The sequence below is a fragment of the Paenibacillus sp. VT-400 genome (genome assembly GCF_001029205.1).
Classification (GTDB): domain Bacteria; phylum Bacillota; class Bacilli; order Paenibacillales; family Paenibacillaceae; genus Paenibacillus; species Paenibacillus amylolyticus.
Genome location: NZ_LELF01000067.1, coordinates 3,837,600 through 3,852,521 on the forward strand (window position 1 = coordinate 3,837,600; position 14,922 = coordinate 3,852,521).

13 protein-coding genes are annotated in these 14,922 nt (G+C 48.6%); 2 read left to right on the forward strand and 11 right to left on the reverse strand.

What is annotated here, in order from left to right; translation table 11 throughout:
* Positions 1 to 2: 2 nt before the first annotated feature.
* From yqfD to EL84_RS27615, 8 genes are all read right to left on the reverse strand, one after another.
* Positions 3 to 1,196, reverse strand: coding sequence for a sporulation protein YqfD (gene yqfD, locus EL84_RS27580; protein ID WP_047843782.1), 1,194 nt, complete (start codon positions 1,194 to 1,196; stop codon positions 3 to 5).
* Entirely contained in the window at positions 1,193 to 1,486 is a 294-nt protein-coding gene (gene yqfC / locus EL84_RS27585; protein WP_017687241.1) for a sporulation protein YqfC, read from the reverse strand. Before yqfC ends, yqfD begins: the two co-directional genes overlap by 4 nt.
* Positions 1,487 to 1,666: 180 nt before the next feature.
* Complete coding sequence (locus EL84_RS27590) at positions 1,667 to 2,266, reverse strand: hypothetical protein (protein ID WP_047843783.1); 600 nt, start codon at positions 2,264 to 2,266, stop codon at positions 1,667 to 1,669.
* 13 nt (positions 2,267 to 2,279) lie between these two features.
* Positions 2,280 to 3,290 (reverse strand): flotillin-like protein FloA, encoded by a 1,011-nt coding sequence (gene floA / locus EL84_RS27595; protein ID WP_036615045.1) that lies wholly within the window; start codon positions 3,288 to 3,290, stop codon positions 2,280 to 2,282.
* A gap of 161 nt (positions 3,291 to 3,451) precedes the next feature.
* Entirely contained in the window at positions 3,452 to 4,774 is a 1,323-nt protein-coding gene (locus EL84_RS27600; RefSeq protein WP_047844441.1) for an NfeD family protein, read from the reverse strand.
* A gap of 282 nt (positions 4,775 to 5,056) precedes the next feature.
* Positions 5,057 to 5,500 carry a GatB/YqeY domain-containing protein gene (locus tag EL84_RS27605; RefSeq protein WP_017687237.1) on the reverse strand — a complete coding sequence of 148 codons (444 nt, stop codon included), beginning with the start codon at positions 5,498 to 5,500 and terminating at the stop codon, positions 5,057 to 5,059.
* A gap of 15 nt (positions 5,501 to 5,515) precedes the next feature.
* Entirely contained in the window at positions 5,516 to 5,689 is a 174-nt protein-coding gene (rpsU, locus tag EL84_RS27610) for a 30S ribosomal protein S21 (RefSeq protein ID WP_005547957.1), read from the reverse strand.
* Positions 5,690 to 5,921: 232 nt separating this feature from the next.
* Positions 5,922 to 6,281: a histidine triad nucleotide-binding protein gene (locus EL84_RS27615; RefSeq protein ID WP_024628477.1), complete on the reverse strand. Its 360-nt coding sequence runs from the start codon at positions 6,279 to 6,281 to the stop codon at positions 5,922 to 5,924.
* A 220-nt stretch (positions 6,282 to 6,501) separates the two neighbouring features.
* Here EL84_RS27615 and EL84_RS27620 point away from each other — a divergent pair, with 220 nt between their 5' ends.
* Both EL84_RS27620 and EL84_RS27625 read left to right on the forward strand, forming a co-directional pair.
* Positions 6,502 to 7,452 (forward strand): PLP-dependent cysteine synthase family protein, encoded by a 951-nt coding sequence (locus tag EL84_RS27620; protein WP_414855721.1) that lies wholly within the window; start codon positions 6,502 to 6,504, stop codon positions 7,450 to 7,452.
* Between the two features lies 1 nt (position 7,453).
* A complete protein-coding gene (locus tag EL84_RS27625) occupies positions 7,454 to 8,587 on the forward strand; it encodes a bifunctional cystathionine gamma-lyase/homocysteine desulfhydrase (protein WP_047843785.1) in 1,134 nt (377 codons plus the stop codon).
* Positions 8,588 to 9,360: 773 nt separating this feature from the next.
* Here EL84_RS27625 and EL84_RS27630 read toward each other — a convergent pair.
* The 3 genes from EL84_RS27630 to EL84_RS27640 all read right to left on the reverse strand — a co-directional run bounded on the left by EL84_RS27630 (position 9,361) and on the right by EL84_RS27640 (position 14,895).
* On the reverse strand, positions 9,361 to 9,705 hold the full coding sequence (locus tag EL84_RS27630) for a hypothetical protein (RefSeq protein ID WP_036674796.1): 345 nt from the start codon (positions 9,703 to 9,705) through the stop codon (positions 9,361 to 9,363).
* A 589-nt stretch (positions 9,706 to 10,294) separates the two neighbouring features.
* Positions 10,295 to 13,714, reverse strand: coding sequence for an SbcC/MukB-like Walker B domain-containing protein (locus tag EL84_RS27635; protein WP_047843786.1), 3,420 nt, complete (start codon positions 13,712 to 13,714; stop codon positions 10,295 to 10,297).
* Complete coding sequence (locus tag EL84_RS27640) at positions 13,711 to 14,895, reverse strand: exonuclease SbcCD subunit D (protein WP_036615059.1); 1,185 nt, start codon at positions 14,893 to 14,895, stop codon at positions 13,711 to 13,713. Before EL84_RS27640 ends, EL84_RS27635 begins: the two co-directional genes overlap by 4 nt.
* Positions 14,896 to 14,922 lie beyond the last annotated feature (27 nt).

Sequence of the window (14,922 nt, forward strand, 5' to 3'; positions counted from 1 at the left end):
CCTCATTCTCCTTGACTATGGACTAGCGGAAGTTCTTCCGCAATGCTTTCTTCTACTTCAAATAAGACTTTCATATAAACTTTACCATTCTCTTTCTTCTCATGCAAAATTTTTTCACTTATAATTTTTGTTCCTTTGCCGTTTTTGGCGATAATATCGTTCCTTGCTCCTTCCAATCCTTTTGTTCTGGCCCATTCTATCGTCTGTTGTTGCTCATGCTCTCGGGTCTCCAGATCTTTCTCTGTCAGCCAACCCATGGGAAGTGTAAAGGATCGCCACGTCAATGGTTTATGATTACTCTCGGTATCAAATGAAGTGAATGGTGTACTTCCGTACCCCCACAGTTGAATCGCCCAATTCCCCAGTACCATGTAAAAACGTTCTTTGCTCTCACCTGTCATTGTATTATGTTTTTGCACCAGCGGAACCTCTACCTGATACTCACGCCATACCAGACCACGAACTTCGCCTTTGGCAACGATGGTTTTGGTGTTCTCCTCATCCCCGAGAATCCCCGAGATCAATACCTGACCCTTTTTAACACGCATGTCCTTCTGAACAACAGGGCGTCCCTGCTCCGCATAGATTTGAGTGACCACAGCATCTGACTTACTGATCAGATGTCTGGGGTTCAGTAATGGTTCGCGCTTTGGTTGGGCAGATTCTACGACCTGAATGGTAATGGTTGTCCCCTCTTTGCTGACGCCAATCCAGGTTACATCCGGCAGAGCGAGTGCAAGCTGCCTGGAGAGCTTGTCTTGGCTTTGCAGACGGAACCCCCATTGGAAAGGATATATGCCCTCTTTCTTCGCTGCTGCGAGCACCTCGTCGGTGGGAATGGTGACGTTACCCTTGACCTCCACATCCCATACCATGGACGACAACGCAAACAAAACTGCCACAAAAAACAGCATACCCCCAAGAAAGAACTTCCTCCGCAATAAACGGGCCGCAAAAAAGGGGAAACCGCTGCGATGGGTTACTTTCACCCTGCAGCCTGTCCGTTTCAACATAGGACGCAACCTGAAAAAATGCGGCAGCAGAATATTCATCTCTGCCACGCGTCCATCGTGAGCACGCAGGTCCCAAACTTCCAGTCCCTGCTCTGCCACCGTGTTGATTAATGTTTCAATGTCTCCCCCAGTGACCGTGATTCGGACTGCTCCCCGCAGTTTGTACAGACTGGGCTGCTTCATCCGTTCCCCTCCACTCCATTCATATGAATATCCAGAATCGTTCCTTCAACAGCTACTTCATCCGGCAAAATGTTACGTATCACCAAGGCAGTTCCTTTGATCTCTAACTGGCCTTGGGAAAGAGCCAACACGATACGATCCGGTGTAAAATGGATGACACCGCGATGATTCTCTATATACAGTTGCTTACTGCCGATCAGGGTTAACCGAGGCATATCATAAAGCACATCCTGCGGCAGATCCAACACTTCACTGGTCCATCTGCGCAGCTTGCGGCTGATCCGGGTCATTCGAAGGTCTTCCCCCTTCCTCTACAGTTCAACTTATGCGCAGATTCATGAATTTATGAAAATTCCGGGGCGTGTTAGGGACGAATGTTGAGAAAAAAGGATAGAACACAGAAAAAGCCGTCTCCGGCGGCTTTATGCTCACCAGAGACGGCTTTATTTCCGTCCAATAAATTGACTTGTTTACAGTTTTCCTCTTGTACCAAACGGCTGTTTGGAACGAGGGGAACCCAGTACTTCTGCCCACAGGACACCTGTACGAATATCAGCAGGACGAAGTGGAGACGCTCCCGATTCATCGGTGCTGGTCTCATCCCAACTGGAATCAGACACAACTGGCCGATTCGCAGAAGAGATGCGATTCAAGCGTTCTTCAATCAAGCGCTGCTGTTCTTCCATGCCTCTCATCTGTTCCTCAAGTGAATTTGCCATCGCACTCATCGTGCCCTCACTTCTGTAGTCAGTTGCGGGGCGAGAAGATGCAGCAGGCTCCGAATACGGCTCATCATACTGATTCTCATATTGCACGTCATCATACCGATCGTCATACTGTTCATCATAGCGGGGGTCTGTAGGTCCGGAAGACTGCTGCGGAGATGAATTGTCTCTTGAACGTTCATCCCGGCCTGAATCACCACTGCCTCCAAATGTAGGCATCCCGTTGGCAGGACGCTTTTTGTTCGGATCAGCCGATTTGGCAGCTTTCCCCAAGAAGGAGAAGAGTGCAAAACCGATGACGGCCACAATATACAGATTATCAAAAATCCATTCAAATAGGCCCATATGCACTCACCGCCTATCTTCCGTTTTTGGAATCACCCTGATCGTTGGAATTCGAACCTTCACCAGGTTTTCCCAATGTGTTACGCATTTGAGTATCCGCTTCAATGTTCTTCAGGTTCATATAATCCATCACACCGATTTTACCGTTACGAAGTGCCTCAGCCATTGCCAAAGGTACTTGGGATTCGGATTCAACAACGCGTGCTCTCATTTCCACTACGCGTGCTTTCATCTCTTGCTCTTGGGCTACGGCCATTGCGCGACGCTCTTCGGCTTTTGCCTGAGCGATACGTTTGTCAGCTTCTGCTTGCTCTGTTTGCAAGAAGGCACCAATGTTTTTACCTACATCAACGTCCGCAATATCAATGGACAGGATTTCAAATGCAGTACCTGCATCCAGACCTTTGGACAATACGGTACGGGAGATCAGATCCGGATTTTCCAGGACGTCTTTGTGAGAATTGGAGGAACCGTTCGTACTTACGATACCTTCACCAACACGGGCGATGATCGTTTCTTCACCAGCACCACCGACGAGACGGTCAATATTGGCACGAACCGTAACCCGCGCTCTAACTTTAACTTCAATACCATCTTTGGCAACCGCAGAGACAATCGGTGTTTCGATAACACGTGGGTTAACGCTCATCTGTACGGCTTGTAATACATCACGACCTGCGAGGTCAATCGCAGCAGCACGTTCAAATTCGAGTGGAATGTTGGCACGTTGTGCAGCAATCAGAGCGTTTACAACACGGTCAACGTTACCACCGGCCAAGAAGTGACTTTCCAGTTGGTTCATTGAAAGTTTAAGACCAGCTTTAGTTGCTTTAATCATTGGATTAACGATACGGCTAGGCGTTACACGTCTCAGTCTCATCGCTACCAGTGTAATAATACTTACGCGTACGCCGGATGCAATCGCTGAAACCCAGAGCATAACCGGGAAAAAGCTGAAGAATACGCTCAATACGATAATACCTACTACCGCAATGAGCAAAATCGTAATCATAGATGTGTCCATTGTTTAATTTCCTCCATTTGCAATTTGAATTTTGATAAAAATGTTTGAGAAGACACTCATGAGTCCGCTGCTAAATTAAAGAATACACCACCTCGCTGGCAGCTTCAGCATGTGGTTATGTACATTGCCGAAGCGTTAATCCGCTTCGACAACAGAGCGAGTTACACCGGCAAAGCTTGCTGAACCACAATCCGGGTACCTTCCGCTTTAATCACAATAATCGGAGTATCGATGGGAATAAAATCTCCGTCGGTCACAACGTCAATTCGTTCCCCTTCAAACATCGCTGTTCCAGAAGGACGAAGTGCTGTCAGACTGATTCCTTGCAGACCAACCAGCTCTTTACGTTCTGTGGCTGATGAATAACCCCGATCCGCAGACATGCTGTCACTCAGTATGAAGCGATTCCATATCCCTCGATCCTTAAAGATAATTGAGATGATCGCAATGACTACCAGTGCTGCTCCAAAAGCGATACCTAGAGATACAAATGCATCACTCGTATCATAAGCAGCCCTTACAACACCGGCCACAAGCGCAATTGATCCCAAAATCCCCAGAATACCAAAGCTCGGAATAAACATCTCCAGAATCATCATGATGAGTCCGACGGTAAATAACACCCATGTCTCTGCTCCGGCAAATCCCGCAATGTAATTACCCGAGAAATACAACACGAAACACACGATACCTACAATACCAGGAACTCCAAAACCAGGAACAATCAATTCAATGATCACACCCGCGATTCCGAGGAACAATAACACAGTCATCACAACCGGATTAGTAAGAAAAGAGGAAATATTCTCCGCTGTTGTTCGTTCTACCTTAAATACGTCATCCTGACTGTAACCGAGCCAAGCTGCCGCTTCTTCCGGTGTGTTGCTGATGTGGTCGGCATAACCAACTTTCAGCGCTTCTTCAGCCGAGAGAGCAATAATTTCACCTTTTTGCTTGGTTTTATTGATCTCTGGCATTTCAACAACGATGTTAACATCCGTCATTCCAGCTGCAATCTTGCCATCACGACCACTGATTTCAGCCGCTCCCTGCATTTTGCTTTTCCAGAATGCAACAAGCTTTGGATCATCAACATGTTTACCCGTACTGTCGACCATTGCTGCCGCACCAATCATACTGCCTGGTGACATTACGATCTTATCTGCATTCAGAGCCAGAAAACTCCCTGCTGAAGCAGCATCTCCACGAACAAATGCAACAGTCTCAATCGGACTGTCCTTAATTAGGGTACCCAATGCTTCTGCAGTGTCGACACGGCCTCCCGGCGTATTGATATCAAGAACGATCAGGCCAGCATTCATCTCTTCTGCTTGCTTGAACCCGCGTTCCATGAACTTGCCAAGTCCCTGCTCGATTGGTTTATCAACCGGAATAATATATACGGCACCACTCTTCTCAGCTGCATGCGCTGACGGTGATCCAATCCAGACAGGAAGCAACAGCGTCAGCAGCATTAAGAGCATCAATGGCCCCGTAAGCTTCTTCCGGCGCTTTCCCTTCACAATAGTCCCCCCTTTTCCATTAATGTTATACTGTCCAGCTTATGGTATTTATTACGTGCAATGCAACATTTCGTTTCAAAATCTTAAAATTATATTTGAAAACTCAATCAATTGCAAGAATAAAAATCCATAATAATATATATTAACCATTAAAAAGAAATTTTTTCATCCCAAGGACATCATGCCTTCTGATAAATGGAAAAAACACCTCCTGACAAGTCAGAAGGTGTTTATTGATTTGCTTTATTGCAGAAATTGTTGAACTGCTTGATTTACCAGTTTGCCGTCCGCTTTGCCTTTAACTTTCGGCATAAGGGCCGCCATGACTTTCCCCATCTCGGCTTTCGAAGAAGCACCGGTTTCCTGGATGGTCTGCTGTACAATAACTTTAATTTCTTCTTCGGTAAGCTGTGTGGGAAGGTACTGGATGAGTACTTCAATTTCCGCTTTTGCATTTGCCGCGAGATCTTCACGGCCCGCTTTGTCAAATTCTTGGAGGGCATCTTTGCGCTGTTTGATTTCACGACTCAGGATATCAAGCACTTCGTTGTCATCCAAATCTCTTTTCAAATCTATTTCAAGATTCTTGATCGTCGAACGAATCAACCGAATGTTGGAGAGTCTGAACTTGTCCTTACTCTTCATCGCTTGCTTCATATCTTCGTTCAATCGTTCGCTAAGATTCATGTAATTAAAATCCTCCTAAAACTTTCTCTTACGAGCAGCCTCGGACTTTTTCTTGCGCTTTACGCTTGGCTTCTCATAATGCTTACGTTTCTTCACCTCAGCCAATACGCCATCTTTAGCGATGGAGCGTTTAAAACGACGAAGTGCAGCATCAATAGTCTCGTTTTTGCGAACTTTAGTTTCAGACACCAGTTTTCCCTCCCTCCGACCAGACCGTCCAAGAGCAATAACACGGTTCATCATCTTACATTATAGGCGAAAGATAATAAAGGTGTCAACCTCAATGTAATGATCACTTATTTGAATCCATTTTATAACTCAAAGGTATTATGAAATGAATTCATTATATAAGCATTTGGTCACACATTCGTGGATTTAATGCATATGACTAAATCCTCAATAGTAGTACCCATTAGCTCGTTTATTTGTGAGAATCGGACAGACTTGTCAACACGCCAAGTCTGGTACCACCCAACAAATGGTAATGCAGATGATGAACGGTTTGTTCTCCATCCTTACCACAATTGTTGATTAATCGATATCCTGTTTCCTCCACGCCAAGACGCTTCGCAGCTTCTTGAGCAGCCAGATGAATCTCGCCGATCAATGGCAGATCTTCTGCAGTAACTTCATTCATGGAAGCAATATGTTTCTTCGGAATGACAAGAACATGTGTCGGTGCAGCGGGCTGGATGTCATGAAAAACGATAACATGGTCATTCTCCAGTACTTTATTGGAGGGAATGCTGCCCTCTACAATTTTGCAAAATAAGCAATCCATAGTTCATACCCTCCTTTGTATTCCAGTGTATGTATTCCCCTCTATCATACTAAAAGTAAAAACCCACGTCCAATCTTTAGACACACAACCAGGTATTCCAGGTCAACTCTCCATCTATCATCAAGCCGAACACTATACAACATTGGATGTATACCAAGCTCTTTTATCGAAATATGGTTTTATCACGCACTTTTCCCAATTAAACAAATATGTATGGTTAATGACACACAAAAGGAGATTGGTTAATTTGACCGTTTATCAACATGTACAGGAACTTATAGGTAATACACCTCTGCTTGAATTAACTCGTTATCCATTACCGGAAGGAATCCGCCTGTTCGCCAAACTGGAATTCATGAATCCCGGAGGAAGTGTGAAAGACAGGATCGGCAAGTATTTATTGGAGAAGGCCTTGGCACGAGGAGATGTTAAGCCAGGTGGAACGGTGATCGAAGCTACCGCAGGCAATACAGGAATTGGTCTTGCAATGGCGGCTGTTGGCCTGAATTTAAAGGTCATTTTCACCGTACCTCAGAAGTTCAGCGTTGAGAAGCAGCAGTTGATGAAAGCCCTTGGTGCTACGGTTGTCAACACACCCACATCCGAAGGAATCACTGGTGCCATACGCAAGGCGGAATCGCTGGCGAAAGAAATACCGGGTTCGTATATTCCAGGTCAGTTCTCCACTGCAGATAACCCACTCGCACATTATGAACATCTGGGTCCTGAGATTTGGCGTGATCTGAACGGGCAGGTGGATGTATATGTCGCCGGAGCCGGGTCTGGCGGAACTTTCATGGGAGTATCTCGTTATTTGAAGGAGCAAAACCCGTTAATTAAAACGTGTATCGTAGAACCCGAAGGTTCGATTCTCGGAGGAGGTCCATCGGGACCACATCGTACAGAAGGAATAGGGGTCGAAACGTTATCTTCTTTTATGGATGTGAGTTACTTTGATGCCATTCATACGATCTCAGATGAAGATGCCTTTGAGCGGGTCAAGGATTTGGCCTTGTTGGAAGGCTTACTGGTAGGAAGTTCCTCAGGTGCAGCTATGCAAGCCGCATTAAACGAAGCCGTTCACGCAGCTCACGGAAGTAACATCGTCGTTATTTTCCCGGATAGCAGCGAACGGTATTTAAGCCAAAATATCTATAATGGAGGACAATGAAATGAGACCAAAAACCAAGCTGATTCATGCAGGTATTGTCGGTGATCCACACACTGGAGCAGTGAGTGTACCGATCTATCAAGTAAGCACGTATGAGCAAGAATCAGTTGGCGTACACAAAGGATACGAGTATTCACGTACAGGCAACCCTACCCGTCATGCGTTGGAAGAAGTCATTAAAGAGCTGGAGGATGGCGTTCGAGGTTTTGCTTTTAGTTCGGGCATGGCTGCAATTCACGCTGTACTGTCTCTGTTGAAAACAGGAGATCACGTCATTCTGACGGATGACGTATACGGCGGGACCTATCGCATTTTCACCAAGGTGCTGAATCGTCTGGGTATCGAGTCTACCTTTGTAGATACCACCTCACTACAAGCACTGGAGGAGGCTTTGCAATCCAATACAAAGGCCATTTATGTAGAAACACCTACCAATCCGTTACTCAAGGTCACCGATATTGCTGCTGTAGCGAAATGGTCAAAACAACATGAATTGTTGTTCATCGTGGATAACACGTTTAGTACGCCTTATTGGCAAACCCCGCTGGCTCTGGGGGCAGATATTGTATTACATTCTGCAACGAAATATATCGGCGGTCATAGTGATGTCGTGGCAGGACTTGCGGTTGTCAACAGCGAGCAACTTGGTGAAGATCTGCATTTTATTCAAAATGCAATTGGCGCAGTTCTGGGACCTATGGATTCCTGGCTGTTAATGCGAGGTCTTAAAACATTGGGATTGCGGATGGAAGCGCAAGAGCACAATACAGAGCAGCTTGTGACATTTCTGAATCAGCATCCAACAGTGAGTAAAGTTTATTACCCCGGACTGCCCGACCATCCGCAGCACAAGCTTGCTTCCATGCAAGCGAGAGGATATGGCGGTATGGTTTCCTTTGATGTAGGCAGTGCTGAAAAAGTAGATGACGTGTTAAGCAAAGTCCGTTATTTCACATTGGCTGAAAGTCTGGGCGCGGTGGAAAGTTTAATCTCTGTACCTGCCCGAATGACGCATGCCTCCATTCCTTATGAACGTCGGCAAGAATTGGGGATCACGGATGGTTTGATTCGGATCTCCGTTGGGATCGAGGATGTTGAAGATTTACTTGAGGATTTGAAATCTGCATTAAGTTAAGGGCATTTTGAAGTCCGTGCTGGCTGATACTTGCGAATGGGTAGTTGACCATTTTCTAAGGAACACAGGACGTCTCATTTGGCGTTCAGGCGCTAATTTGAAATTATAAGGAACATCAGGCACGTTATTTCTCGAAATAACTCAAAAAAATGCTTAAAGCGGCTGTTTATTCGGTTTTAACGTGTATCAGATTCCTTAAAATTCTGAGGGCGCTTCAAAGCCTTGAATAAGATGCCTGAGATTCGTCAGCGCTCACATCATGCTCCGCTCTTCCAACCGCGGGTAAGAGAACAGCATCGATTCCACACGAATCGAAGCTTTTTATCGGAATAGAGAATTAAAGCTTTGCGGTGTCTTGATCGTTTGCTTGCACATAGGAACGTTCTCGCATATTCAGGATGAGGGACGTCGCCTCTACTGCGGACACGTTCAGAGCAAGCTTCTGTTTTCAGTAAGTTTGAATACACGCTATATACTATCCGTTCATCCTCAACCTTACACTAATTAGGCTCAAAAAAAGGTCATGCCTTACAGAAGTTCGCTTCTGCACAGGCATGACCTTTTTGGATGTTCGTATGTTGCCAGTTGTATTGCAATGACTATTGCGATACATCAGGCTGAGGCTCCGTATGTGATAGGAACTCTCTATTTCATGCTGTACGGTACCATGAATGAAACACCCATCCTCAGCTAGTTATTTTCAAGATTTTCATAGGATGCCCATAGGGTACATAAGAATGTGTCACTTGCAGTTATGACTGTTTTTTCTAATTTCAATAGTACGGTAAAAGGGTTAATGCTGTAAGCGCAAATAACGGGAGCACCAGTCGGTTAAAACGTCTACGGCCATAACCATAATACGGATAAGGTGTAGGGTAGCCGTAACCTGGATAAAATCCGCGAGTATGACCTATCGGATAGTTTGCTCCAGGCATTGCATTTGGAGCCCAGTTCGCATGATTCACCATGGCTTCCGGTCCAACGGGAACAGCCAGGTAGATCATTTCGTCATCCACATTTTCCATAATGCCATCGTAGTGCATACCGTCATTCATCTGTACACATACATAACGGTGCATGTGTTCCTTACATATTTTCTTTGCTTCCACTTTTTCCACTTGCCAACGCCTCCCTGATTCTGCTCTTGATCACCTTTTCATGGTATTCAGAACTGGGCGAATTGACACTACTGACGAAAAAACACAAAAAAAGAAGCACCCCGTGAGCGGCTTCCTTGGAAGGCTGCTGCGCGGACATCTATTCAGGAAACGTCCTGATCAGATGTCCGCCGGGGTACTTAAATAAAGTTTGTCGGCTTAACTGTAGTATAACAGCGGGATGAACCTGTATCTGTGATGTAACTCACTCCGCTAAGTTATAAAAGCAAGAAAAGAAATATTTTCACAAAAATAATATTCCATAATAGTGCGTGTTTAAAAAGGACGGTTTTCAGTACCAAAAAGACGGAATAAAGCTAGAAATGGAGTAGCGGAGCATAGATAGAGCTACGTGAGCAACCGTAATATTTCCGAAGGAAACAACCTTCGTAAGCCCCTACTTATTTCGGCTGAATTCCATATTCGATGTTGATGATGCCGCTAGGCACCATTCGTAATCAAAAGCGGACTTTTTGAACAACCTCTAATATTCATTTTGCTTGGACTATTAGAGGCGCTTCTATGATCTATATTGCTTACACATTGCCCTCTACAGGGTCTCCAAGACCACCCGTGAGCCGTTTCCGGCCTCACCTGCCGGAATCACCACAAGTTTGCGCGGTAAGCGTGCACGCAGTTCAGGCACGTGACTGATTACACCGACAGCCAATCGATCGTCATGCAATTTTTCCAGAGACGTAATGACGGTATCCAACAGTTCAGGGTCAAGTGTACCAAACCCTTCATCCAGGAAGAAGAATTGAAGTGGGTACTGACCTCGTAGCTGAATCTGGGCCGACAGTGCCAAGGCCAGTGACAATGAGGTCAAAAACGTCTCGCCACCTGACAACGTTGATACCGGTCGTTTGACTCCCCCGTTGGCATCATCACAGATTACAAAACCACCACCGGAATCCACCTCCAGTGAATAACGTTGTTTGGTCAGGAAACGCAGACGCTGAGATGCCGCATGACTAACCTGCATCAGTTGTTCTTCGGCAATATACTCGACAAAAGCATTGCCTCTGAACGCGGATTGCAATTTGCTGAGCAGCTCACCTTGATGGCTTACCTCCACCCGCTTGTTCTCCAGTTCGGTCCAGCGAACATGTCGCTGCTCCACATCCTCCAGATCACGTTCTGCACGTGCTTTGGCACGAAGGGCAGCCTCGTCCTCAATTCGGACCTGCTGCAAACGTTCGGTGCAGGCTAACCACTGTTCCTCTGATACGACAGCACCACCCAGCTTTTGTTCCAATTCACGCAACTGGGATGCCAGTTCACGCTCACGTTCACGGTGCTGCTGGATCTCCCCTGCCAGTCGCTCTGCTTCCTGTGAAGGAATTGCCGCGGATACAACTGCATCATCCGAGTCAAACGGAGATTGTTCCAGCAATTGCTTCCACCGTTCCTGTGCTTGTTGCAGATGTTCTGTAGCCGAGGCAGCTGCCTGCTGAGCCATAACGTCTTTCTTCGCTGATTCCTGCTTCAGTGTGTCCGCTTCTTTGAAGCGTTGTGCCGAGTCCGAAGCTGTTTTCCGCAGTCCATCCAGACGAGCCTGAGCCGCAGTAATCAGATCTTCTACCCGTTGCTCCCCAACCCACTGGCGCAAGCGTTCTTCCTTCTCGGCCAGCTGTTTGCTATTGCCCTGCCACTCCGTTTGCCACTGAATCAGTTGTTTATCCAATTCAACCAGCTTCTGCTGGAGAGATTGAATGATTTGGTCTTTTTCCTCAAGGAACGTCACGCTTTTGTTCAGACGTTCCTTGATGTCTTCGGCGCGCGCATCGCGCTCCTGCATCGCCTGATAGAGGGCCTTGGCCTCCTCCTGAGCGATGCCCGGCAGTTCCGCGGCCCAGCGGCTCTGCAAGGCAGCCGCTGCGGCCTCGCTCTCGGCCAGCTTGCGCTCCGCCTGGGCGAGCCCGGCACGGCCGGCCTCTTGCGCAGCTGCCGCTTCCATGCGGCGCTGCTGCGCGCCCACAGCCGCCTGCTGCAACGCGGCGGCTTCGGTCTGGAGCGGCGCTGCTGCGGCAGCCAGCTCCTGCGCGGCTTCGCGCAGCGCAGCGGCACGCGATGCCCAGCCTGCCGGGGAGCGCCCGTGTTCGGGCGACCCGGCGGGCTCGGGCTCCGCTGCCGCAGGCGCGGCCTCGGCTGCGGCAGGAGCTTCGCCGGCCGCAGCGCCAAGCTGCGTCAGCAGGCTGCGACGTTCGTGCAGCTGCTGGCGTAGCCCAAAGCGCAGCTCCTGCAGCTCCGCGTGCAGGCTGCGCAGCAGTTCCAGGTCCGCGTCGCCTGCGTGCGGACCTTCTCCCGGCGGCGCAGCCGGGAGCGGGTGGTGCGGCGAGCCGCACACCGGGCATGGCTCGCCGTCGTGCAGCTCGGCGCGCAAGGCGGAGGACAGCCGGTGCAACTCCTGCTCGCGCATCGTGCCACGCAGCTGTTCCTCCGCAAGAGCCAGCAGGCTCTGTTCGCGGCTAATGTCCTGCTCACAGGCAAGCAAGGCCTCAAGACCTGCTGACGCCTGTTCTACCAGATGCTGACGCTGATCACTCAGGCGTGTTTCTTCCTCAGCCGCCGCCTTCAGCTTGTCGGCTCCCTGTTCTGCCGACTGCTTATAAGCTTGCATGTCAGCCTTGTTTTGCTGCAACTGCTCCGCAGCAGTATCCACACGATGTTTCAGTTCAAGCGCAGCTTGAAGTTGCCTGCGTTCCTCTGACTTCACTTCATTTGGCTTGAGGCTCTCCTGTAGTTCCTCACGCCGTTTGCGTCCGCGCTGTTGCAGTTCCTTTTCTTTCTCAAGCTGCTGTCCCAGCGCAGTCTGTTCGCTCTGCCCCTGTTCCAGCAGCTGCGCGAGGCGCGAGCAATCGGCTTGAAGTCCGTCCCGTTCCCGTTGCAGCTCTTTTGCTTGTTCGAGTTGCTCCAGGCGCAGCAAAAGTTTCGGTTCTTCCTCAGTCATTTGCTTACGTGCCGTCTCGGCCTTCTCCGCTTCCTGAACAGCCAGACGCTCATGTTCCAGTGCTTGCTGATGAGCTGTCTCGGCAGTATCCTGCCGCTGCTTCTGTGTAGCCGTGGCATCTCGAACCGTCTGCAATGCAGGCAGTATTGCATCTGCCGCAACGGATTGTTTCAGCCGTTGTTCGCCTGCCTCTATCTGTGGTGCCAGTGCTTTCAGCTTCTGCTGTTCATCCGTCCGGGCCTGCCGTTCGTGACTTAACTCACGAATTTTGCCCAGTTGTTCAGCTTCCTTCGCAGCTTCATCCAGCGCTTTGCGGGACAATTCAGACTGCTGAACAGCGGTTTGAAGAAGCCGTTTCGTTTCTTCCAACGTCTCCTTACTGGCATTGCCCAGTCCCTGTTGCTCCGCAGCAAGAGATTGGTGAACCATATCATTATCCTTAACCCGCCGACTTAATTTGATGGCCAGCTGATCCCCATACTTCTCCAGATGGAATAATCGTTGCAGCATCTGGCGACGTTCACTGCCTTTGAGTGACAAAAACTCGGCAAACTTCCCTTGCGGAAGCACCACTGCCCGTGTAAAATCATCCATCTTCAAACCGATCACATCTTCAACACAGCGATTCACATCTGCCAATTTGTCGGCAAGTACCTGTTCTTCGCCATTAACCGTCTCTATGAATTTGCTGATCGTATTACTCACCGAAACTTCATTATTTCGTTTGAAACGTCGCTCTACCCGGAACCTTCGAGTGCCTTCCGCCGACATCAGTTCAAATGTAAAAGCAACCGACAACGAATCCTCTGCATGATTCATAATGCCTTGCGTCCCGTTCACCGCGCGTTCCACTTTTCCGTACATGGCGAGTGTGATGGCATCGAGCAAGGAAGATTTACCACTACCCGTTGGACCGAAAATACCGAATAGTCCCGTCTCCGTCAGCACGGTAAAATCAATCTCCTGCATCTCCCGATAACTTTGCAGTCCGGCAACTTTTAATAGAATTGGCTTCATCTTTCCTCGACCTCCTCACGCACACCCGGCTCGTCTTCATCCACAAGTTCCAGGAAAAGCTGTACTAGGCTGTCTTCCGGCTGTGCACCACCGGTCTGACGCTGATAGAATTTACGGAACAGTTCATGTACAGGTAGCTCGGATCGTTGCTCCAAAAGTCCTGCTGCAGCCATCTCGGGATACACGGGGCGTATGTGAATGATACCTTCATGTGATTTTCGCAGCTGCTGAATCTCCTTCAGGGACATTGCCTCATCCAGCCACACTTCCATGTCGATAAAAGCCTGTGGATCACGCCCCTCATCCAGCCAGCGATATACTTCTGCCAGACCACCACGGGCCTGCCAACGTACAAGCGGACGCCCGGACGTTAACAAAACTTCTTCTACCTGTGCTGCTCCACCCGGCGCCAGATCAACCATCGTGACAGACTTGCTCTGCCCTGCTTCCGAGAAGCTGTAGGCGAGAGGAGAACCGCTATATCGAATCACACCGTCTCCTTTGACAGCCTGTGCACGATGAAGATGCCCAAGCGCCGTGTATTGCGCACCAGTCGATAAAGATGATGGGTCCACCGTGTAGGCCCCACCGATCTGAATCGGACGTTCCGAATCACTCTCAAGTCCGCCGAGCACATAGATATGGCTCATGGCCAAGTTCACGGTATCCGGGCGAAAAGAAGCTGCCAGACGCTGCATTAACATGCCCACCCGGTGACTGTATGCCTGACGAAGCACATTTTCGTCCCCATCTGTTGTCAGCAGTTCATTCAATCTGGCTTCAGAAGGATAAGGTAATGCGGCAATCTGTGCAATTTCTCCGGTTCGCTTTGCATGGATGGTTACCGCTTCTGAAGTAGGCATCCCTACGAGTGTAATGCCCTGTCTGTTCACAAGTGGAGTTACAGAAGCTACACGTTCTGGCTGATCATGATTCCCTGCAATCACCACAAGAGGTCTTCCATGCTCCGTCAGACGTGCTGCCGCTTCATAAAAAAGCTGTTCCGCCGCTGCGGGAGGATTAACCGAATCATACACATCTCCGGCCATCAATATGGCATCTGCCTGTTGCTCATCAGCGACCCTGACGAGTTCATCAACGAAATCTTCCTGTTCACGCAGTCGGCTTCGTCCTTCCAGCGTTTTTCCCAAATGCCAGTCCCCTGTATGCAAAATACGCATCGTCCGTTCCACCCCTCTCCCATATGA